The organism is Streptomyces sp. IMTB 2501, assembly GCF_001953885.1.
Taxonomy (GTDB): Bacteria; Actinomycetota; Actinomycetes; order Streptomycetales; family Streptomycetaceae; genus Streptomyces.
Genome location: NZ_MQUS01000003.1, coordinates 284,378 through 304,454, shown reverse-complemented (window position 1 = coordinate 304,454; position 20,077 = coordinate 284,378). Strand labels below are relative to the sequence as shown.

At 70.2% G+C, this 20,077-nt stretch carries 24 protein-coding genes and 1 pseudogene; 24 read left to right on the top strand and 1 reads right to left on the bottom strand.

Translation table 11 applies throughout. The features are described from left to right. Nucleotides 1-74: 74 nt before the first annotated feature. The 18 genes and pseudogenes from AV521_RS49150 (at nucleotide 75) to AV521_RS07785 (ending at nucleotide 14,457) form a co-directional block, all read left to right on the top strand. Nucleotides 75-1,220 (top strand): hypothetical protein, encoded by a 1,146-nt coding sequence (locus AV521_RS49150; RefSeq protein ID WP_179022904.1) that lies wholly within the window; start codon nucleotides 75-77, stop codon nucleotides 1,218-1,220. Nucleotides 1,221-1,317: 97 nt separating this feature from the next. Beyond that, entirely contained in the window at nucleotides 1,318-2,091 is a 774-nt protein-coding gene (locus AV521_RS07855) for a hypothetical protein (RefSeq protein WP_076085470.1), read from the top strand. Between the two features lie 26 nt (nucleotides 2,092-2,117). Beyond that, nucleotides 2,118-2,615 carry a hypothetical protein gene (locus AV521_RS07850; protein ID WP_076085467.1) on the top strand — a complete coding sequence of 166 codons (498 nt, stop codon included), beginning with the start codon at nucleotides 2,118-2,120 and terminating at the stop codon, nucleotides 2,613-2,615. Between the two features lie 63 nt (nucleotides 2,616-2,678). Next, on the top strand, nucleotides 2,679-3,188 hold the full coding sequence (locus AV521_RS07845) for a hypothetical protein (RefSeq protein ID WP_076085464.1): 510 nt from the start codon (nucleotides 2,679-2,681) through the stop codon (nucleotides 3,186-3,188). A gap of 118 nt (nucleotides 3,189-3,306) precedes the next feature. Then, complete coding sequence (locus AV521_RS50580; protein ID WP_256725469.1) at nucleotides 3,307-4,782, top strand: hypothetical protein; 1,476 nt, start codon at nucleotides 3,307-3,309, stop codon at nucleotides 4,780-4,782. A 106-nt stretch (nucleotides 4,783-4,888) separates the two neighbouring features. After that, nucleotides 4,889-6,676: a type IV secretory system conjugative DNA transfer family protein gene (locus AV521_RS07835; RefSeq protein ID WP_076085461.1), complete on the top strand. Its 1,788-nt coding sequence runs from the start codon at nucleotides 4,889-4,891 to the stop codon at nucleotides 6,674-6,676. Further along, nucleotides 6,673-6,963 carry a hypothetical protein gene (locus tag AV521_RS46420; RefSeq protein WP_305965147.1) on the top strand — a complete coding sequence of 97 codons (291 nt, stop codon included), beginning with the start codon at nucleotides 6,673-6,675 and terminating at the stop codon, nucleotides 6,961-6,963. The genes AV521_RS07835 and AV521_RS46420 overlap by 4 nt, the downstream gene beginning before the upstream one ends. Next, on the top strand, nucleotides 6,960-8,126 hold the full coding sequence (locus AV521_RS07830; protein WP_079249157.1) for a DnaB-like helicase N-terminal domain-containing protein: 1,167 nt from the start codon (nucleotides 6,960-6,962) through the stop codon (nucleotides 8,124-8,126). The genes AV521_RS46420 and AV521_RS07830 overlap by 4 nt, the downstream gene beginning before the upstream one ends. A 47-nt stretch (nucleotides 8,127-8,173) precedes the next feature. After that, on the top strand, nucleotides 8,174-8,758 hold the full coding sequence (locus AV521_RS07825) for a hypothetical protein (RefSeq protein WP_076085455.1): 585 nt from the start codon (nucleotides 8,174-8,176) through the stop codon (nucleotides 8,756-8,758). Between the two features lies 1 nt (nucleotide 8,759). Beyond that, a pseudogene (locus AV521_RS50575) lies at nucleotides 8,760-8,942 on the top strand (hypothetical protein); the annotation flags it as partial. A gap of 115 nt (nucleotides 8,943-9,057) precedes the next feature. Then, entirely contained in the window at nucleotides 9,058-9,957 is a 900-nt protein-coding gene (locus tag AV521_RS52590) for a DNA cytosine methyltransferase (RefSeq protein WP_371917005.1), read from the top strand. 153 nt (nucleotides 9,958-10,110) lie between these two features. Then, nucleotides 10,111-10,701, top strand: a complete 591-nt coding sequence (locus AV521_RS07815) for a DUF4913 domain-containing protein (protein ID WP_076085452.1) — start codon at nucleotides 10,111-10,113, stop codon at nucleotides 10,699-10,701. After that, nucleotides 10,698-11,465, top strand: a complete 768-nt coding sequence (locus AV521_RS07810; RefSeq protein WP_076085450.1) for a glycosyl hydrolase — start codon at nucleotides 10,698-10,700, stop codon at nucleotides 11,463-11,465. The genes AV521_RS07815 and AV521_RS07810 overlap by 4 nt, the downstream gene beginning before the upstream one ends. Further along, the gene (locus AV521_RS07805) at nucleotides 11,462-11,950 is read left to right on the top strand and encodes a hypothetical protein (protein WP_076085448.1); all 489 of its coding nucleotides are present in this window, start codon (nucleotides 11,462-11,464) and stop codon (nucleotides 11,948-11,950) included. The genes AV521_RS07810 and AV521_RS07805 overlap by 4 nt, the downstream gene beginning before the upstream one ends. Continuing rightward, nucleotides 11,947-12,615 (top strand): hypothetical protein, encoded by a 669-nt coding sequence (locus tag AV521_RS07800; RefSeq protein WP_076085446.1) that lies wholly within the window; start codon nucleotides 11,947-11,949, stop codon nucleotides 12,613-12,615. Before AV521_RS07805 ends, AV521_RS07800 begins: the two co-directional genes overlap by 4 nt. An 11-nt stretch (nucleotides 12,616-12,626) precedes the next feature. Further along, the gene (locus tag AV521_RS49145) at nucleotides 12,627-12,764 is read left to right on the top strand and encodes a hypothetical protein (protein ID WP_179022902.1); all 138 of its coding nucleotides are present in this window, start codon (nucleotides 12,627-12,629) and stop codon (nucleotides 12,762-12,764) included. A 176-nt stretch (nucleotides 12,765-12,940) separates the two neighbouring features. Continuing rightward, entirely contained in the window at nucleotides 12,941-13,897 is a 957-nt protein-coding gene (locus tag AV521_RS07790) for a DUF317 domain-containing protein (RefSeq protein WP_076085444.1), read from the top strand. A 71-nt stretch (nucleotides 13,898-13,968) separates the two neighbouring features. Continuing rightward, nucleotides 13,969-14,457 carry a hypothetical protein gene (locus tag AV521_RS07785; RefSeq protein WP_076085442.1) on the top strand — a complete coding sequence of 163 codons (489 nt, stop codon included), beginning with the start codon at nucleotides 13,969-13,971 and terminating at the stop codon, nucleotides 14,455-14,457. Between the two features lie 4 nt (nucleotides 14,458-14,461). Here the strand turns inward: AV521_RS07785 and AV521_RS07780 are convergent, their stop codons facing one another. After that, nucleotides 14,462-14,845, bottom strand: a complete 384-nt coding sequence (locus AV521_RS07780; protein WP_256725467.1) for a hypothetical protein — start codon at nucleotides 14,843-14,845, stop codon at nucleotides 14,462-14,464. A 102-nt stretch (nucleotides 14,846-14,947) separates the two neighbouring features. Between AV521_RS07780 and AV521_RS50560 the strand changes: the two genes are divergently transcribed. The 6 genes from AV521_RS50560 to AV521_RS07755 all read left to right on the top strand — a co-directional run bounded on the left by AV521_RS50560 (nucleotide 14,948) and on the right by AV521_RS07755 (nucleotide 19,920). Beyond that, nucleotides 14,948-15,160: a hypothetical protein gene (locus AV521_RS50560; protein ID WP_256725466.1), complete on the top strand. Its 213-nt coding sequence runs from the start codon at nucleotides 14,948-14,950 to the stop codon at nucleotides 15,158-15,160. A 9-nt stretch (nucleotides 15,161-15,169) separates the two neighbouring features. Further along, nucleotides 15,170-15,289: a DUF317 domain-containing protein gene (locus AV521_RS50555; RefSeq protein ID WP_256725477.1), complete on the top strand. Its 120-nt coding sequence runs from the start codon at nucleotides 15,170-15,172 to the stop codon at nucleotides 15,287-15,289. Nucleotides 15,290-15,392: 103 nt separating this feature from the next. After that, a complete protein-coding gene (locus AV521_RS07770; protein WP_076085438.1) occupies nucleotides 15,393-15,605 on the top strand; it encodes a hypothetical protein in 213 nt (70 codons plus the stop codon). Nucleotides 15,606-15,708: 103 nt separating this feature from the next. Beyond that, entirely contained in the window at nucleotides 15,709-16,026 is a 318-nt protein-coding gene (locus AV521_RS07765) for an esterase (RefSeq protein WP_256725465.1), read from the top strand. Nucleotides 16,027-16,781: 755 nt separating this feature from the next. Beyond that, nucleotides 16,782-18,440 (top strand): ATP-dependent endonuclease, encoded by a 1,659-nt coding sequence (locus AV521_RS07760; RefSeq protein WP_179022900.1) that lies wholly within the window; start codon nucleotides 16,782-16,784, stop codon nucleotides 18,438-18,440. Next, nucleotides 18,433-19,920, top strand: a complete 1,488-nt coding sequence (locus AV521_RS07755) for a UvrD-helicase domain-containing protein (RefSeq protein ID WP_076085431.1) — start codon at nucleotides 18,433-18,435, stop codon at nucleotides 19,918-19,920. The genes AV521_RS07760 and AV521_RS07755 overlap by 8 nt, the downstream gene beginning before the upstream one ends. The last annotated feature ends 157 nt before the right edge of the window (nucleotides 19,921-20,077 follow it).

The following is a 20,077-nucleotide window of genomic DNA, read 5'->3' as shown; positions in this document are numbered from 1 at the left end:
CCCCCACCGGCCCCCGCGCGGCTGCGGCTTCCCGCCGTCGACCGCTGGGGACGGCCGACCATGGAGAAGCCCCCATGCGCCCCGATCAGACCCTGGTCATGCTCCAACGCGAGGGCACACGCATCACTGCGCGCACCAGCGAATCCTTCGTCCAGGAAGCCGCCGCCGGCACGTCGGAGCATGAGCACCCGTACGGCCACTTGACCACGCCGCTTCGGCAACGCGGCCTGGCCTGCACTGTCGAGTACGGCCTCAGCGACTACATCGTCCACGCCGAACTTACCGACGGCAGCGCCCTGATCATCTCTCCGCCGCAGGAACCGCCTACCGACCACCCGCCCGGGTATCCGGAGAGCTGGTTGGTGACGCGCGGGCATCCCGACGACTCCACGCTCCACGAAGTGATCTACGACTCGGAGCCCGACGGTCCTCACGCCCGGCATGGCGGCAGCATCCCCTGCCTGCTCGCTGCTATCGACACGCGCCTGGATCAGCTCGGCGTGCCGCCCCGACCGGAACTGTGGCGACCTGCCCAGGAGAGCGCTGCCGACGCGGTGCTCCACCGTGGGGGCTTCGTCCCCGTCGTGCTGTTCCGCGAGCGCTTCCACCGACTGCCCTCCGCCATGACCGAACTGGTCGAGCAGCGGCAGATGGTGACCCGGGCCTTCGACATGCTTCAGGCGGAGGGCTTCGACGTCTCGTGCGATCCCGACCTGCTCGACCCCAGCCTGCCGTCCCCTGGCGATCACGGGCTCAGCCTCGGCGACCGGATCGGCCACCTGACCCAGTCCATCCGGTCGGCGGCACATACAAGCGAGGCCGTCGCCGCACTGAGCGAGCTGACCGCTCCCGGTGACGGTGTTCTCCAGCGCGTCGTGGAGTCCCTCAACACGACGGCCGACTGGTGGGAGGGCCTGGGCGAACCCGCCGATCCCCACTACGCGAACCGGCTGCGTTACATCACCAAGAAGCTCGACTCCTACGCGTTGGAGATTCGGTCCATGCGCGGCGAGCTGGCCGACCGGCACACCGGCCACCCCGACAGGGTCCGGGCCCGAGTGGACCGGGTCGCCCCGGAGGAACCGGCGGCGCCCCGAGTCGCCGCCGCTCTCGCGGTCTCGCCGACCGCACGGCGCACGACCCCAGCCGCGCTGCCGTCAGCTTCAGCGGTACGTCCCTCCCCGCCTCCCGCCCGACCCTCATCCGCACCCGGTCGCTGACCGCTGCCCAGCTTGGAGCCCGCCGTGTCCCGCACCAGCAGAACCATCCCCGCCCTCGACCGCCCCTCTTCCTCTGCGCGCACCGGATGGATCCGCCATGCCCACCCCCGAGCACGACCTGCTTCCCGACGTCGCGGTCGGCCGCCACCCCGACTTCGGCATAGTCGCCTCCAACCCGAAGCATCTGGCCGCAAGTGCCTGGATGTTGAAGGGATTCGACTTCCACCCCGTCCCCGACCACCCCAGCCTGTACGCGCTGGCCAACCAGCAGCGTGATGGGCAGGGCCGCGCTACCCGGGCCGTCGCGCTGCTGCGCAAGGCCGGCTACCGGGTTGACGTGGACGCCGCGTTCGACCCCTCGCTGGCCTCCGGACCAGCGCCCGCCCGTGACCGGCCCCCGCGCGTTGAGCCGGACGTCGCGTTCGCCGAGCATCCGCAGCTCGGCGTGGTCGCCGCCACCGCCGACGGTTCCTCCGCTCTCGGCGGCCGACTCCTCCTGGAAGAGCACGGCTGGCGGCATAACCCGAGCCTGGACATCTACACGCTGCCCATCACCACCGACCGCAGCGAGGCACTCGGCAAGGTCGCCACCGCCACGCAGGCGATGCACCGATCCGACCTCCAGGTGGCGGTGCAGCCCCTTCTCGCCCAAGACATAGCCGCGCGCCGCTCACTCGCGCACACGACGGCAGCGCGCCACCAGCGCAGCCAGGGCTTCACCACTCACAAGTTCCCCATCAGCGCCGCCGCGCTCGCCGCCAGTCCCGCCCGCGCCGGCCTGCCGGGTAAGGCGCCGGTTGCCGCGCCCGCCGCTTCCGGCCCGGCGGCCCGCCCGGTGGACCCGCGCATCGCGTTCTCCCGCAACCGCTGACCCAACTCCCGTAAGGAGCAGTTCCCATGGCCTTGAAGACCATTTGGCAGATCACCCATTCCTGTGGGCACCAGGCTGAGCGAGACCTGTCCGACCGGGCGGCCGACCGTCGCGCGGGGTTCGCCGAGTGGCTCGCCAAGCAGGAGTGCACCGACTGTTGGCCGGCCGCGAAGGAGGGCGACGAGCAGGACAAGTCCGCATGGCTGGAGGCCAAGCGCGCCGCAGAGCAGGCCGAGTCCGAAGCCTGGTCGGAACAGTACCGAATGCCGCCCCTCGAAGGCCGCGAGCGCGCCGTCGCCTGGGGCGTGCGCTGCCGCCATCAGGTCCTGGCTGACGCGTACACCGCTCTGGTCCTCGAAGGCGAGACCAGCGAGGCGGAGTGGGAGGAGATCGAGGAGGCGGCTCGCGCGATCACCCGCGCCGGCTGGTGGATTGATCAACGCTCCTCCGAGCCCGGCGACCTGACCGAGCTGCTCGAGGCGGCCACCGGAGCCGACCGGCCCACGGAGAACCCCCACTTTTGACGCCCGGTGCCCCGCTTCGGCGGGGCACCGGATCTCTCTCCCTGCCAGTGATGCGGATACCCCATGCCCGAATACCTCCTGCGTTGCGATGTGCGGCGCATCGAGAGCACCACCGATCTGCTCGCCGACCTCCACCGCAGCGAGCCTGGCTTCGCCCCCTACCTGCTCACGGCCTGGTCGCCTGAGTTGACCGCCCAGGACGCCATCGTCCTGCCGTACCTGGCTCGGCTGCTCGACGAGCCCCTGGCTTTGCGGAAACCGCGGACCGGACACAGCGCGTATCAGCGGCTCACCTGGCACTGCGCGATCCGCAACACCTCCGGCCAGGAACTCGATGACGACGACTGGTTCGAGCTGACGCACGAGATCCTCGACGTCACCGGCATCGAGCCGGACGACGACCCGGCGGCCTGCCGGTGGGCGGCCCTGCGTAACACGACCGACGGGCTCGACATCGTCGCCACCGTCATCCGACAGGACGGCCGCTGGGCCCGGCTGCACAACGACGCGTACTTCGCGCGCTCCGCCTGCGCGGACTTCGCCTTCTCCCAAGGCCTCGACGAGCCGCTGTGACCTCAGGCGTCTATCACCCATCTCCGGCCGGGCCAAATCGCGGATTCCGCAGATCCTCTCTCCCCGACGGCCCGGCCACCCCGGCTCCCGTTCACCACTCCCCTTCGAGGTAGACGCCGTGATCGCCCACCTGCAGCGCGCCAGCCACACCGTCAGCCTGCTTGAGTATCTGTACGGGCCGGGCGAGCGCGGCAACCACACCAACCCCCGCCTGATCGCGGGGGACGGCCACGGCGCCCCGATCGAGATGCTCGCCCAGCCCAACGCGCTGGCGTACCTGGCCCACGCCCTCGACGCACCCGTCGAGCGCCTCGGGGCCCGAGCGCCCGAGCGGCCGGTGTGGGTCTGCTCGGTCCGCTCCGATCCCCGGCACCCCGACCTGACCGACTCGCAGTGGGCCGAGGTGGCCCGCCGGGTGGTGGCGGCCACCGGCATCGCCCCGGAGGGCGATCCGGACGCCTGCCGGTGGATCGCCGTGCGCAACCAGGCCCGCCTGGTGCACGTCGTGGCCACCCTCGCCCGCGAGGACGGCGGCGTCCACCACGCCTACCGCGACGCCTTCCACCTGCAGACCGAGTGCCACCGCATCGCCACCGAACTCGGCCACCTGCCCCCGGCCCCACGCCCAACGCCCCGCGCCCAGGAGACCCACGTGCCTGCCCCCTACATCACCATCAACATCGAGCCCAGCGGCAGCGTCTCGGCGAAAGGCGCCAGCGACGACCTGTCCGCCACGCTCCTCAAGCACGCCGGTTTCCAGCAGATCGAGGACTGGTACGGCCGACGCCACCGCCTGGCGACCACCACACCGCAGACTCAGCGCGTCGCCATGGCCTCCCACGCAGCCGAGATGCTCCGCGCCGCCCGGTACAGCGTCGACCTGGACCCCGACCTCGTCACGAGCCGGTTGACCACCCCCGCCCACCCGCTCGGGCTCTACACCGCCGGAGCCGAAGTCCTGCGGCTGACCGACCAGATCAGGGCCGCCGAGAACGGTGCCGGCCTTGCGCAGGCGGTCGATCACCTCCTTCATCCCGAGCACGGCGTCCTGGAACGCCTCCGGGAAGCGCTGGAAACGGCAGGCGAACAGATCACCGACCTCGACGACGAGGCGTATGCGCTCGCCGACCGGTTCGGCTTCGCTGCGGAGTTCGTCAGCGCAGCGCAGTCTGAACTCATCGGAGCGGGACACGAATTGCACCGTGTCGGCTACTCGCAGCAGGACCGCGCCGAGGCTCAGACGCAGTCCCCCGCCACGCCCGACGCCCGAAACGCGGCTCTCGCCACGTCGCCCGCAGCGGACAAGGCCAAGGCGTCTTCGGCACTCGGAACTCCGTCTCCGGGAGACGGTACAGCCGTACCCCCGCCGCAGGTACCTGCCCTACGGACCAGGGAGCTACGCAGGGACGTTCTCGGCGACGACGCGGTCGCGGATACCCAACCGTCCGCCGTCCAGAACCCGGAAGCGGACCGGCAGCGAGCCGCCCGCTTCTTCTTCCCGCACGCCGCCGTCCAGCGGACCGCGCCCTCCGCTGGCGCGACGTCCGAACCGCCTGCCAGCGCCCCACCGCCCCGGTCGCCGCGCACCCGATGATCTCGACCACCGACCCCCTTCCCGGAGCAGGAGCTGCCCCGATGACCAGCAGAAGAGCGCCGCGCGCCCCGCCCCGCCTTGTCCGCTCTCCCTCCCTGGATCCGCCATGCCCGCCCCGCGTACCAGCGCACCCTCGACCACCACCGGCTCCGACGCGCTTCTCTACCTCCTGTTCGGCGTCCTCGGCACCGCCATCGCCTTCGGCTCCCTCGCCTGGCTGACCGGCAACCTCACCAACGCTCTTGTCGGCACCGGCCCTTGGGCACCATTCAAGGCCACCGACGCGCTGATGCACCCCGACGTGCTGTGGCCGCACCTGAGCTCCACCGCCCTGCTGGTCGGCGCGCGACTCGTCCCCGGACTGCTCTCCGCCTGCCTCACCGTCACCGGCCTGGTCCTGTGGCTGCGGCTGCGCGGCAGCGCGAAGAACGGCCTCGCCCGCAAGCAAGATCTCGCCCCGCTGATGGACAAGGAGATCACCGCAAAGGCGAAGAGCCTGCGACCGAGCCTGTCCGATCTCAAACAGAAAGAGGTCACTCCCGCCGACCGCGGGATCCTCCTCGGCACGCACTCCCCGGGCCGAGCCGAGGTCCGCGCCTCCTGGGAGGACGTGATCGTCGCGATCATGGCCCCGCGCTCCGGCAAGACGTCCGGGCTGGCGATCCCCGCGATCCTCGCCGCTCCCGGCCCGGTGCTGCTGACCTCGAACAAGGCGGCGAACGACGCCTTCACCGCGACAGTGGACGCCCGAGCCAAGGTCGGCACGATCTGGACGCTCGACCCGCAGCAGATCGCCCACCACCCGCGCGAGATGTGGTGGGACATCCTGGCCGACGCCCGCGACCTGGCCGGGGCGAAACGCCTTGCCGGGCATTTCGTCGCCGCCAGCGTCGACGAATCCAGCGGCGCCGACTTCTGGTCCACCGCCGCGAGCAACACGCTGGGCGCGCTTTTCCTGGCCGCCGCCAGCCATCGGCGCCCGATCACCGATGTCCTGGCCTGGCTCGCCTCCCCTGCTGACCGCACTCCGGTGGACCTGCTCACCGATGCCGGCCACGACGCGGTCGCCGCCCAGCTCCAGGGCACGGTCAGCGGGGCCACGGAAACGCGGGACGGCATCTACGAGACCGCGCGGCAGTACGCGAGTTGCCTGCTCGACCCGGACGTCGCCGCCTGGGTCACCCCCAGCAAGCACCTTCCCGAGTTCAAGCCCTCCGCGTTCGCCACCTCCCGCGACACGTTGTACCTGCTCAGCAAGGACGGCGGCGGCTCGGCATCGGCGATCATCGCCGCAGCGGCCGACGCGGTGATGCGCGCGGCCGTGGTCGTCGCCGAGCGCTCCGGTGGGCGGCTCGACCCGCCTGCCCTGTGCGTCCTCGACGAGGCCGCCAACGTGTGCAAGATCTCCGATCTCCCGGACCTGTACAGCCACCTGGGCTCACGGGGTGTGATCCCGATGACGATCCTGCAGTCCTACCGGCAGGGCCAGCGGTGCTGGGGCGAGGCGGGCATGGACGCACTCTGGTCCGCCGCCACCATCAAGATCATCGGAAGCGGCATCGACGACGCCGACTTCGCCGACCGTCTCAGCAGGCAGGTCGGTGACCACGACGTTCAGACCACATCCGTGTCGACCAGCGACGGCGGCAAGTCCACCTCAGTGAGCATGCGCACCGAGCGGATCCTGCCCCCCGACGCAATCCGCGCGCTCCCCAAGGGGAAGGCGCTGCTGCTCGCCACCGGCATCCGGGTGGCGATGCTCGACCTGCGGCCCTGGTATAAGGAGCCCGCCGCCAAGGTGGTTGGTCCGGCCTCGGCCCGCGCGACGAAGGCCATCACGGAGCGGGCCATCGCCAAGTCCCTGGGCCGCGACGATTTCGGGCTGTCGGCATGAGCGCCCCGAAGCTCAAGGTGCTCTCGCTCGGCGCCGGGCTCGTGTCCTCTCGCACTCCATCCTCCCTTCTGACGCGGTCCGAACGCCTCGCCCGATCACCGGTCGTCCGACGCGGCGGCCAGTGGTGGCTGGTCACCGGTTCCGGCTCGATCCTCGCCACCGACCCGACGTTCGCCGGCGAGTTGGACCGCTTCGCCGCCGCGATGACCGCCGCCGACCAGGCCGTCGCCGATCTCCGCTCGCAGCAGGACGATCCGCCGACTCCCCGCTCCGGGCGGCAGCGATGAACCCGCTGCTGAGTGCCGAGCAGGCTGTGCTCGGCTCGGTGCTGCTCGACCCCGGCCAGCTCGCGCACCTCGACTGGCTCGCACCGGATCACTTCTACCGGCCTCTCCACAAGGCGCTGTTCGCCGCCCTACGCAAGCTACGGACCGAGGGCCACCCGGCCGTGGCGACCAAGGAACCGGTGCCGCTGTCCTGGGTGACCGACGCGGTCGACGAGGCCAGCCACCACGTCCGGGGGCTGACCGCGGCATACGCCCACACCCTGATCTCGGCCTGTCCGCGCCCCGAGCACGCCCCGGTGTACGGCCGGATGGTGCTGGAGGGAGCGATCCACCGCAGCGTGACCGAGCATGCGATCCGCCTCCACCAGGCAGCCCGCGCTGACGCCCTCCAAGGCGAGGTGGAGGGAGCGCTGCACTATGCGGACGTCCTGGCCGGGGTGCTCGGGGACCTCGCGCGCCGCTGGGGGGCCGAACTGTGCCCGGTCGCCCCGGCCCCGCCGCCCTGCACGGCTCCCGTCGCATCGCCGCCGGTACGGGCGGACCAAGTCGCCGAGGACGAGCAGTTCCTGCTGGCGGTCCTGGTCGAGCGGCCGAAGGCGATGGACCAGGTCGTCGGCTTGCTGCGACCGAGCGACTTCGCCGGCCCCGCCCACGGCCAGCTCTACCGCTGCCTGGGCGCACTGCACCACCGCGGCGAGCCCATCGACCGGATCACCGTGCTGTGGGAAGCCCAACGGCGCGGTCTGCTCGCCGACGGCACGCTGACCACCGAACAGCTCACCGCCATCTGCGACGGCGTCGGCCCCGGCAGCGCCGAGTGGCTCGGCGAACAGGTCATGCGCTCCTCCGTTACCCGCACGGCCGCTGCCTCCGCCCGCGCCATCCGCGCGCTGGCCGAGAACGAGTCCTTGGCCCCGGGTCGGCTCATCAGCCATGCGCTGCACGCGCTTGGCCCGCTCGATGACGTTCGTACTCGCTGGCAAGCCGCGAATGGCCACTCCTCGCCGACGCCGCTCGCGCCGCCGACCGAGGAAGCGCCGACGGCGCGAGTCCATGCCGCCCTCGCCCGCAGCACTCCGCGACCGGCCGCACGGCCGCCGGAACGCCCAGGCGCTGCCGTCACGCCGTCAGCAGCACGATCTTCCTCGCGCACCCACGGCTGACTCGCCCTCATCACAGCCCCAGTCCCACCTCACCTCTGGAACGCCCCGTGGACAACACCGTCATCTCCGACGCTTTGGCCCTGCGCGCCACGGCCTCTGCCTTCGACACCCAGCGCGGCAAGCTGGCGATGCCGGGAGGCCCCCACCGCTCGCCTGATGTCGTCGCCGTCGCACGCCAGATCTCCGAACTCGGAAAGCCGTTCACCGATCTGGGCGACGAGGTCCGCTTCCGTGCCGCCGACCAGCGCCAGGCGTCCCACACCGCTCGGGTGATCACCAACTTCGCCGCCGCCGTCGAACCCGCGGGCGAAGTGGCTTCCGCTCTGGGAGCAGTGGCCCACCAACTCGCCTTCCTGAACCAGACCGACGGTCTGCGCGACCAGCCCGACGCCAGCGCTGCCCGGGAGGCAGCCGTACTGGTGATAGAGGAAGCACTCGCCACTGCCGACGCAGCCGTGCACGACGGGTCCAACTCCCTACACTCCGCATCGGCAACGATCTCTTCCCCGTCCGATCGGCTCCAGACTGCCCGCAGCCGGTCCGCGACCACCGCGCCCGCTCTGGGGTCGCCGCCTCCCGGCGTCACCACGGCGGTGGCATCCTCCTCCGACCGATTCGCACGTGGCCGGTGACATGGAGACCACCACCGCGCGAATGCCGTTGATCGGCTCGCTCTGCTCGGGTTACGGCGGTCTGGACCTCGGGGTCCAGGGCGCGCTCGGCGGCACCGTGGCCTGGCACGCCGAGATCAACCCCGACGCAGCGCGCATCCTGGCCCGGCACTGGCCCGGCGTGCCCAATCTGGGGGACATCACCGCCGTCAACTGGGCCGATGTGCCGCGGGTGTGTGTCCTGACGGCCGGCTTCCCTTGTCAAAGACGTCTCCGTCGCCGGCCGCCGGGCCGGACTCAACCCCCACACCCGCTCGGGGCTGTGGCTGCACGTCGCCCGTGCGGTCGAAGCCCTCCGCCCCTGTTTGGTGGTGATCGAGAATGTCCGAGGTCTCCTCACCTCGCCCGCCGGTTCCCCTGGCGACGTGGAATTCTGCCCGTGGTGTCTGGGAGACGACCCAACCCAGCCTTCTGTGCGGGCACTTGGTGCCGTACTCGGCTCCCTGGCCGATCTCCGGTACGACGCGAGGTGGCTCGTGCTTCGTGCCTCCGACGTCGGAGCCCCCCATCGTCGCGAGCGCACCTTCCTCGCCGCCTGGCCCGCCGAGCACCCTGCTCAAGACCCCGACGAGCAACATCGGCAAGAACGGCGGCTCCCAGCATCCGTCGAAGAGGAAGAGCGGCGGCCACGGCCCGAACCTGGCCGACGAGGTGGAGTGGCTGCTGCCCACGCCGAAGGCGTCGGACGGGATCAAGGGCTCGCCGAACCAGCGGCACGGCAACGGGGACATGACGCTGCCGAGTGCGGCAGCGTCGCTGCTGCCCACCTCGAGGGCGAGCGACACCGGCACCCCGGGCCGCCGTCCGGGCAAGGGCTGGCGCCCGCCCCTGTCGGCGGTGGTCCTGCCGCTCTGGGCGGAGGCTGCCCCGGAAGCGGAGGGACCGACGGGCGATGGGGAGCGTACGCCTCCGCCATCGCCCGGTGGGAGAACCTCACCCGCCCCGCGCCGTCGCCCACCGACGCTGCCGGACGCCTGCGCGCCGACTTCGTGGAGTGGATGCAGGGCCTGGCTCCCGGCTGGGTGACCGCCACTCCGGGACTCGGCCGACCGGCTCAGCTCACCGCACTCGGCAACGGCGTGGTCCCCCAACAGGCCACCCGAGCCGTGCAGTTGCTGACACCGCCCTTCCCAGGCTGCCCCCGCTGCACCGCGCCGTAGCGCCCCATTACCCGGTTTCCCCGGCCGCGCCAAATCGCGGAATCTCCGCATCCTCCTCCCCATGCCGACCTGCGAAGGGAGCACCGCCGTGACCTACAGAAGAGCCCGCCGCACTTCGCCCCCGCCCTGCTCGCTCACTCCCTTGGATCCGCCATGTCCGACCCCAGCAAGGCCACCCCCGAGCCGTTCCGCGTTCCCGACAGCGACCTCGACGATCTCGCCAGCACCCTCGCCAAGACCATGGCGGAGGTACGCCAGCACGGCGCCATCCTGGACCGCCTCGGCTCCGAGCCCGTCTCCACCCCTCAGCCCACCGCGGACACCTCCACCGCAGGTGCCGCCAGCGCCGACAAGGCCGACCCCCCGGCCTCGGTGTTCATCCTCGCCCTGGGCGGCGAAGCGTACGCCGTCGAGCTGGCCGCGCTCAGCGACTGGGTGAACTACCTGTTCCTTCCCGTCTACGGACGGGAGATCAGCACTACCCGACCGTGGTGCGACCAGTGGCACGAGCACCCCGAGGCCGTTGCCCGGCTGCACGCGCTCTGGCTCGCGTGGCAGCAGCTCACCGACGCCGAAACCGGCCTCTCCGGTCCCTCGACGTGGCACCGCGACCACCTCGACCAGGCCCTGGTTCATCTCCGTGCCCCCGACGGCCCCTTCGCCGCTTGCACGACGAGCCCGACCCGGCCCAACCACCGCGTGCTGGCCACCCCGGCGCCCGAGCCGACGGGAGCCACCCAGTGATCGCCGAACCCGACTTCCGCCTCGCCGACTTCGAGCCTGCCGACGCCGCCTCCGAACTCGCCGAGAGCAGCATCTGGGCCGGAGACCTGACCGTGCTGGCCGAGCACCACACCACCCCGGAGGAGACGCACAGCTACCTCGTCGCCCACGACAGGTCGATGACCTGGGGCGTCCCCGGTGATCCGGCGCTCGTTGCCATCAAGATCACGCGGGACCTACGCGAGCGCACGTTCACCTTCGAGACCGCGAACCACGCCAGCCTGCCGTTCGCCCAGAACTGGCTGACCGAGCGCGGCTGCCCGCCCGAGCGGATCGCCCAGGCCAAGGGGGACCTCCTGAAGCCCGCCGACGATCTCACCCTCTGGGTCGAGCGGCAGATCCGGGAGTCAGGCTCTCGCTACAAGGTCCTCGACAGCTGGACCTCGGACTACGCCCCGTCCGAGACCTGGACGTTGACCCGTGACTCCAACGCCGCTCAGGCACCGATTCGTGTCTTCCTCGAAGAGGGGAACCCCGACGCCCACACGTACACGATGCGCGAGGGCGCCTTCGCCGACGAGGCCACCGCCCGCCACTGGCTGGAGCACCGCGGCAGTCCGCTGCCGCAGCCACCGGACTACCGCGGTGAGGCCGCCGCCCGGCTGACCCGCGCCGCCCTCACCCGTTCAGCAGGTGCCTCCGCGATCCCGAAAGCCGGCCTCGACACGGGCAACGCGCCGTCGGCAGGAACGGCCAAGCGCCCGAACCCCCGGAGGCCGATGTGAGCCGCGCCCGCTTCGCCTTCGCCGCCCACCCGGACGCCATCGCGGACCTGCGCCAACTCCCCGACGAGATCCGCGACCTGGCACTGCTGGAACTGCAGAACCTGGTCCATGGCAGCGACGACTGCCTGCCGCTGACCGGCCGCCTCGCGGGCTTCCACAAGGTCTACGTCGACCCGGCCGTCTCCTACCGGATGGTCATCCAGTTCCGCCCGGCCCCGCCCACCTCGACCCACAAACGCGAGATCTACCTCGTCGCGGCCGGTGCTCGGGAGGACTACGCGGTCTACCACACGGCCCAGCACCGCACCAACCGCACCGGCCTCAATCAGCACGAGGGCACCGACGCGGCGGCCGAGGCACGAGTCCAGGCGGCCCGGTCTCGATCCCCCCACGCGATCGACCCGACGGCGTCCCTCCCGGCCACCGCACCGGCGCCAGCCAGCCCCGCCGCCCCAGCCACCTCCCGAAAGGCCTCCATGCGATGACCACCGACCGTGCGTCCCTCGACCGCGCCGAACTGGCCGGGCTGCTCACCGACGCCGCGCGGAGCGTCTCGGAGGTCCTGACGACCGAGTACCCCACCTCCGCCAGCCGCTCCTACCTGCATCCCGTCCTCGGCGCGCTGTCCGCCGGTCCGCGGGTGGTCCGCGACCTGAACGACCGGCTCGAAGAGTTCGTCGTCGAGGAGCCGCTGCCTTCCACCCCTGCCGGTCTTTTCACCCTGGCGTCCTACGCTTCCGCGCTCGGCTGGCTCACCGAGTCTCTCGCCGAGCTGACCGCCTCCGTGGACCAGATCTGCACGCGCGTCGGCATCCCCGCCGAGCCGCCGGACCCGGCCTTCGTCGCGCCCTCGCCGACGGACCAGGACGACGAGTTCGACTTCGCGTTCAGCGCACTGGAGTTGGCCGCCATCCGCACAGCCGCCGAGGCTGCCGACCTCAGCCCCGGCGACTACGTCGAGGTGCTCTCGCGGTCCCTGCTCGCCGCCTCCCGGATCACCGACGCCTGCATGGAGATCTCCAGCGGCCTGCTCGAAGACGCCGCGTACGTCCTCGCCGAGGCAACCGATCATGTCCGGACCGGTGAGGGCCCCGACAGCCTGCCCACTCTGGTGCGCTCTCTGCTCGCCCGGATGGACGCTGCTGAATGAACCCCCAGGACATGACGAAGCGGCCCGGCGTGCACCTGGTCGCCGAGGAGTTCTGTGTCGAGGACCCCTTGGCGCAGAGCGACGACCATCCACCCCGCGACCCGCGTTCCCCCGCCGGCACGACTGCCAAGCCCTCTCGCTCCCGCTGAAATCCCCAGAAGGAAGGCGCCCATGTCCACCGTGATCTACACCCGCCACCTCGTCGAGCACCGGTACGGCCGCCCGTTGGAGGACCTCCAGCGCCACAGCGCGCACGGCGGTTCGGGAGATCCTTTTCTGCCGATCGTGCTGCGGCGGCTCGACGGCCTGGCCACGACGAACGCCCATGCCCGCGCCGCCCGCCGCAATCTCGACGCTTCCTGGCAGCGCTGCCGCTCCGGCGGACAGCCCCATGTACCTGGCCGGCTCCAACGGGACCGGGGACGCTGGCTTCGCCCCTGTCAGTCACTGGCCGCACCACTATCTCGACGAGGGCCCCTGCCAGCTCCTCGTCACCTCGCCCGACCAGCGAATACGGATCGGCTGGTTCGGCGACGACTTCGAACTGTGGAAGATCACCGCCGCCGAGGACGCCGTCTCCGCCACCCGCTGGACGGCAATCTTCAACCACGTCACCCCGGCCGAGATCGTCGCCGGGCTCACCAGCGCTCTGGCCCGCGACTACGCCGAAGCCGAGGCCACCGAAGGCAACGGGCGCTTCTTGACGAGCCCGTCGTTGTACTGGGCTGATGCCGTCCGGCCGCTGACCGATGCCGGCTGGACCCGCGACGGGGCGGCCGAGCGCGGCACTGTCGAGATCATCGCCCCCGACGGACAAGCAGGCGTTCTGATCGACAACCGCCTCACTGACTGGGACGACGAAACCGTCACGCCGTGGGCCGGTCCTCCGGGTTGGGGCACACGCGCGGAAGCGGTCTTCACAGCCCGCACCCCGACTCACCTGATCGCCGCGACCGCAGCCGCCATGTCGGACTCAGCCCCGGCGATTCGTGAGCGGCACCAGATCAACCGGAAGGTGGAGCACCTGGTCACGCTGGCCCCGGTCGGCCAAACCGCCGATCCTCAGATCTCTCGTGCTCCGACCCCACTCGACGTGCGCCGCACCGCTGTCGCCCAGGCCGTCCACCGCGCCGCACGCGCCCCGCAGACAGCAGCCGACCTCCGCGTGATGGCCGCTCGCAATCGCACCGCGACTTCGGCACAGAATCTGTCGGGCAACCTCGCACACGCAACCGCGGCCAGGCCGCTGGCCAGCCCGTCGGCCCCACGGCACAGCCGCTGACTCCCACCCCCGGCCCCTCCGAGACGTCACCTCTGACCGAAGCAGCACCTCCGAATACCGGGAGTTCCGCCATGCCCGACGCCACCGCACTCGATCAGGCCACAGCCATGATCGAGAAAGCCTGGGGCCGCCCCATCGACGTGCTGGAGAACCTCGCGGTCCGCCGCCCTGTCGAGGACCCGCTACTGCGCTCGGCGATGCATATCCGTTCGAGCCTCGTCGTCTCGGACAACGCGGTCGCCGTCCACCAGGACCGCTTGCACGCCCTCACCCGGCCCGGCCATGTGCCGGCCTTCTACGACCTGGAGCGGATCACCAGCTCGGCGGTGGACCTGCGCGTCGCGCAGACCGAGAGCCGCATAGCCCTGCAGGCGATCAGCCACGTGATCGAGGCCCGCGAAGCCGCCGTGACCGCGGACCGGGCACCGTCGCTCAGCCTGGCCCAGGCCGCTGTCGCCCGCTCCGCGCACGCGCCGCGTGCCCTGGGCCAACCACCGGACCAGCCCGCCCCGTCGGCCACTGTCCGCCCCACGTTGGCCACGACCGGGCCCGGACGGTAACCGGTCAGCGGGAGTCTTCGTCGCGATGGGCCGCGCCGAACCGGGAGTCCATCGCGCGGGCCAGCTCCACCAACGTCAGCTCGACGCGCCGCCCATCCGCGATCCGACGCTCCACCACGGCTTCCCCGTCACGCTGCCTCCGGGCCTGGGTGTCCACGGCCCACTGCCCGTCGGCCACCATCGCTATGTCGCCCACTGTCCACGGCCGCCCGGCGCCACGGATCTTGCGCTCCAGCCCGGCACCGCCCCAGTGTCTGCTCGACTCCGCCACGGCCTGTCCCTTCTGCTCTGTACGGCCCTGTGCCGCAACCGGGTTACGACAACCGGTCGCGCCGATCCATTCCCCGGCCCGCTGGCCTCCTCCCACCTCGCCGGCCAGTTCGCCCACGGCAGACCTCACCTTCCCGGAAACGACTACGCACTTCGGCACACCGCATGTCAACGTACGGACGTCGGGAAAACCGCAGGTCAACGAAGGGACCGCCCACTCGTGAACGCCTCCAGCACCCTCCTGCCAGCCGTCGTCCGCCCCGCCGTGGAGGAACGCGCCTGGCTCTCCAGCGACCACTGCGCGAGCCCGGTACTCGAACTGCTCGGCGGGCTCGGCTGGGCGATCGTCGACACCCCGGAGGCCAACGTGCACTGCACCAGCCCGGACGGCCGCGTCTACGTCGGCTGGCTCCCCGAGGACACCACCGCCTGAAGGCGCGGCATCGTCTGGCAGGTCCGGGTCCTCCCCGCCGACGCCGAGCCCTGGATCCAGGAGTTCGGCCTCGACACTCCCTCCGAGGCCGTGGCCGGGTTCCTCACAGCGCTCATCGCCAGCCGCTGAATCACCCGGCAGCCCGTCTTGCACGACCAGCCCGGCCTCGAAGCCCGCTGACGCTCCATCACCACGCTTTCTCACCCGCCCACCTCGCTTCCGGAGGTTCCCCGTGCCCCACTGCCTGACCGTCGGCCACCTGCTCCGCCAACTTCAAAACATCGACCCCGACCTGCCGATCCGCCTGGCCGTCAACCCGGACTGGCCCTTCGCGCACTACCTCGGCACCGACGTCGTCGTGGGCAACGGCATGGCGTTCATCGCCGAGGACGGCCAAGAGGGCTACCTCCCGGCATCGATCCGCAACGCCCTCGCCTGGGCCTGACCCTCCGTACCGACCCGTCCAGGAGGCCCCGATCTCACCGCGACCCCACCCTTCCACCACCCACCCGCTGCACGCCCTCGCCGTGCGACCCATGCCGCCGGGAGTGCGCGGCGCACTAGTCCAGCGCGTCTCCGCCCTCCCGGAGGGACCGCTCGACGTCTCCTGGTTCCCGGCGGGCACCCCTGAACTCCCGCTCGGCCGTATCCGCCTGCACTGGGAGCCCGCCTCCCGCGCGGGCTGGGACGTCACCGCCCACCTCGGCCTGGCCACCACCGAGGTCCTCCTCGCCTCCTGGCCCGCCGCCCCCGACAACTGGCCGCGCCTGGTCCGCCCCACCCTCCACGAGGTGACCGGCCTGTGCAGCGCACTCGCTGTCGCCACCATCGCCCTGGACCTCTCCAACCGCCTCGCCGAGGTCTGACCGCAACCGCAGAAGGCCGGGGAGCCCGAGGGGATCTCACCCTCGGGCTCCCACAGATCCGTACCTGACAGTCTCCCGTCATACGACTCTTGTCGTTCTGGTCACCTGACGGCCGGTTTCGCCCAGGCCCACATTCAGACTGCAAGTGAGCGCAAAGAGGCGGGTGTTGTCAGTGTCGGGGGCGATGATGACTACTGACGTACTTCTTGTCCATGGGGGGCATGGTGCACCTGAGTCGTATCGCGGTGAGCGGGTTCCGGGCGAGCACGGAGGGCGAGATGGTCTGTCACTTGCCCGGCCGTTTCAGCGTGCTGATCGGAGCCAACGGCGCTGGAAAGACGACGCTCACGGATGCGCTCTACCTCGCTCATCCCAGTTCCCGCTTCCCGGTCCTGCCGAGGTACGGATCTGCCACGCTCGCGCTCAAAGGCTCTAACCGCACCATCGATGTGGCGTACAAGCTGGCCGACAGTCTCGCCGAGGAAGGCCGCCTCGGACGTCAGCTGCACGGGGTCGGCCATCAACGGCTCGGTGAAGTCGCCCAGAGATGGGGTGTCACGCTGAGCCGCAGGCTTGGCAGTGTCGCCACGAAGATCGAGGCGGCGCACGGCAGGTCTCTGGACTTGGACCCGTACAAACTCATCTACCTGCCAGCCTGGCGCCATCCGCTGGACGAGCTGGCACGCCGAGAGACACGGATCCTGGTGGAGCTGCTCCGTGCCGAACAGCAGCGCCAGAGCGGCACCCGGAACCTGGTGGGTCTCCGGGCGCGGGCCTCCCAACTGCTGGAGGAGCTGGCCAAGGAAAACATCATCGATGCGGTCGAGGCGCGGATTCGCGGCTACCTGACAGATCTGTCGGCTGGGGTGAATCCCCAGTGGCCGTACATACGAGGCCAGGTCATCGACGACACCTACCTCGCCCGCGTGTTGGAGCTCATGCTCGCCGTGATGGAAGGACGCGCCTTCGCCGGGCCTCTCGAAGTGTCCGGCCTGGGATACGTGAACCTGTTGCACATAGCTGTGACCCTGGCGGCGATACCTGACTCCACCGAGCTTCCGCAGGACGTTGCCCGGCCTCACTCGGATGTCGCTGATCGGCCGCCCCTCACGGTGGAGGACGAGATCCAGCAGGCGGTCCGGAACCTCGAACAGGCCCAGGCCGACGCCGAGTCGGAGGAGGATTCCTTCTTCGGTACGAAGCCCTTCCACGCAACGGTCGTCATCGAGGAGCCCGAGGCGCACCTCCATCCGCAGTTGCAGCACGCGCTTGTCCGGTACTTGCGCAGGACGGTCAAGCAACGGCCGGAACTGCAGGTCATCCTCTCCAGCCACGCGACGGACGTCATCACGTCCTGTGCCCCGGAGGAACTCGTCGTCGTGCGCCGGACGGCGCAAGGAAGGGTGTGCCGCACCGTTGCCGACGTCGTGCCGGCCGAGCACCGTGACGTCACTCTGCGGAAGACCCGGCTCCATCTGGATGCGAGCCGGTCCGCCGCCCTCTTCGCGGATCGTCTCGTCCTCGTCGAGGGTGTTACCGACGCCGCTGTCCTCCGGGAGTTCGGCAGGACTTGGGCCGGTCGGGACACACTCAAACACGCTTTCATTGACGCACTCAGCATCGTGCACATGGGATGGAAAGTCGGACAGTGGCCGGCGCATCTCCTGGCGACCCGAGGCAGCGAACTATGCACCAAGCTGGCGGTCCTCGTCGACAGCGACCTGCCCTTCGAGAGCGAGGAGCGCAAGAAGCCGGGATGGCTCTCCGAACACGACCCCTCGGTCGTCGACGCCTTCGTCAGTCACCCAACCCTGGAACCTTCCATCACCAAGGGCAACGAGCGCTTGATCGCCGCAGCTCTGCGCGAGGTCGGCCTGGACGAGGAAAACGTGACGGCCCGCACGATGTACGAGCTGTTTCGCAGCGCGAAGAAGGGCACGAATGAGGAGCCCGCGAACAAGGCCGGCCGAGGCTCCAGCAAGAAGGGCGAGTTCGCGCTGACCTTCGCCTCTCTGCTTGCGGAGGCCAACGAGGCGGACTCTGAGGAAGTGCCCGACCCGCCAACAGTCCCCGAGCACATGCGGCAGCTCTTCGACTTCCTGTACCCGTCCGATCCGGCAGCAGATGGCGCCGCGGCGGACGGCAGCGACCCTCTTGAGGCTCTCGACGAACCGGACTGGTTCATGACGGCCGGCGAACGGGACACAGACGACGTCCCGACTGCCGACGTCGAGGGCCTTTTCTGGCCGGACGAGTTGGAGAGCCCGGAGTGGGCCGACGAGACGACGTACGAACCCGATCCCGACGGACCAGAGGCAGAGGATCCGCCCTGGGAGAGTCTCCAACTTCAGCGTCGCAAACCAGGCGCCTGGCCCACGGCCGCCGTACAGCAGACGACGGGCGACCATGAGTAACTCTGGGCCCGGCACCCGCATTCTCACACCCGAACAGGTCCTTGCCGCAGCGAGCCCGCACCGCCTTCTCTACGTAGAGGCTTTTCCTGGTTCGGGGAAGACGACCGTGTCGAACCAGCGTTTCGGGCTGCACCGCTACGCACGTACAACCGATCACCGGGCGGTCGTGGCGGTCAGTTTCACCCGCTCAGCCACCGAGGAGATACGCAGCCGCGTGTCCCGGCAGTGGGGCCCGTCGGCACTGGCATGGCCTCACCGCATCGTCACGCTCGACACGATCCTGAACGATCTCCTCGCCCACCTCCTGCGCTCCGGGATCCTCCAGTGGCCCGGCGGCCACCAGGAACTCGAGGTGCTGGACACATGGCGGTCCCATCTGCCCACCACCTACACCCTTGACAAGCCGGTCCTCACTCTGAACGGCACGCGCATCGTCACCGACTCCGTACGGCAAGCGAGACGGGAAAGCTTCGTGAAACCGGCCTGCTTCGCCTCGGCCGTCGGTGCAGGGCGGTGTACGCACGACAACGTACGCGAAGTACTGCAGGTTGCTCTTCGCGTCGAAGGCATCCGCGCCTGCGTGATGGCCTACTTCGCCACGACGATCCGATCCCTGCTCGTCGACGAGGTCTATGACGCAAACGACTTGGACCTTGGGGTCATCCGCCTTGCGGCAGACGCGGGCCTCGTCATCACCCTGGTAGGAGACCCCTGGCAGGCTCTCTACGGCTTTCGCGGTGCACGCCCAGAGAACGTCCCCCGCCTCCTGAGCCGACTGGGCTTCGAGCGCAGTGAGCTCCGGACCTCGTTCCGCTGGCGTGGCAGCGCAGCCCAGACATCGTTGGCACGCCAGCTGCGCCGCAAGGAGAGGGCAGTCCTTCCCGCAGGAGAGGCACGCGACGTCGATGTCGTCCTTGCACGGCAGTGGAGACTTTTGTGGGATGCCGACCCTCATATCCTTCCTCTGGCCGTCAGGACCAAGACAGGCCAGTTCCAGGGAGCCGTATGCACCCTGCTCCTGAACGAACTCGCCCAGAGCACCTTCCGCCGGCCGGGCATCGACCTCGTCGATGCCCGGACCAGCCTGGGCATCATGGAGAGCGACACTCTCGCGCAGCTGCGTCCGCATCTGCGTAATGCCCTTGAGCGCCTGGCAGGTCAGGGCAATCTCACCGGAATCTGGACCGACTTGGCATCCACAATGGTCGCTATGACGCCCGTTGAGCCGTCGGAAGGCCAGAAACGGACACCCCGGGCCGCCCTCGCCAAGCTGCGCACGAGGCTCGAGGTCGCCCGTGAGGGGCTGGTCCCCGGCATGACCTGCCACCAGGCGAAGGGGCGGGAGTGGAACCGGGTCGGGGTGAGGCTGGAGGGGACCGACGAGGCCGCGCTCCTGAGAGGTCTCAACCCCACCAACGAAGCCCACCGCGCGCTCTACGTCGCGCTCACCAGGGCGCGGCACCTCAGTCTCGCGGTGTAAGAGGTCTTGACAAGGACGTTGGACGTGTTCGTGGGTAATGAGGCAGGTCGCGAGATCGGTGGAGGCTTCACGGACGTCGTCGAGTCGTTCTTCTCTGTCTCTCGGCCTGAAGTTGGGCACGGGCACCGACGTGTGCCAGCTGGGCCTCGTACTTGTG

Bases quoted from the DNA above. Each gene is read 5' to 3' on its own strand.
- AV521_RS07790 (WP_076085444.1), top strand. From the start codon at position 12,941: ATGCCCGCGCCGCCCGCCGCAATCTCGACGCTTCCTGGCAGCGCTGCC.
- AV521_RS07845 (WP_076085464.1), top strand. From the start codon at position 2,679: ATGCCCGAATACCTCCTGCGTTGCGATGTGCGGCGCATCGAGAGCACC.
- AV521_RS49150 (WP_179022904.1), top strand. From the start codon at position 75: ATGCGCCCCGATCAGACCCTGGTCATGCTCCAACGCGAGGGCACACGC.
- AV521_RS07830 (WP_079249157.1), top strand. From the start codon at position 6,960: ATGAACCCGCTGCTGAGTGCCGAGCAGGCTGTGCTCGGCTCGGTGCTG.
- AV521_RS07755 (WP_076085431.1), top strand. From the start codon at position 18,433: ATGAGTAACTCTGGGCCCGGCACCCGCATTCTCACACCCGAACAGGTC.
- AV521_RS07785 (WP_076085442.1), top strand. From the start codon at position 13,969: ATGCCCGACGCCACCGCACTCGATCAGGCCACAGCCATGATCGAGAAA.
- AV521_RS07800 (WP_076085446.1), top strand. From the start codon at position 11,947: ATGACCACCGACCGTGCGTCCCTCGACCGCGCCGAACTGGCCGGGCTG.
- AV521_RS49145 (WP_179022902.1), top strand. From the start codon at position 12,627: ATGACGAAGCGGCCCGGCGTGCACCTGGTCGCCGAGGAGTTCTGTGTC.
- AV521_RS07850 (WP_076085467.1), top strand. From the start codon at position 2,118: ATGGCCTTGAAGACCATTTGGCAGATCACCCATTCCTGTGGGCACCAG.
- AV521_RS46420 (WP_305965147.1), top strand. From the start codon at position 6,673: ATGAGCGCCCCGAAGCTCAAGGTGCTCTCGCTCGGCGCCGGGCTCGTG.
- AV521_RS07835 (WP_076085461.1), top strand. From the start codon at position 4,889: ATGCCCGCCCCGCGTACCAGCGCACCCTCGACCACCACCGGCTCCGAC.
- AV521_RS07855 (WP_076085470.1), top strand. From the start codon at position 1,318: ATGCCCACCCCCGAGCACGACCTGCTTCCCGACGTCGCGGTCGGCCGC.
- AV521_RS07815 (WP_076085452.1), top strand. From the start codon at position 10,111: ATGTCCGACCCCAGCAAGGCCACCCCCGAGCCGTTCCGCGTTCCCGAC.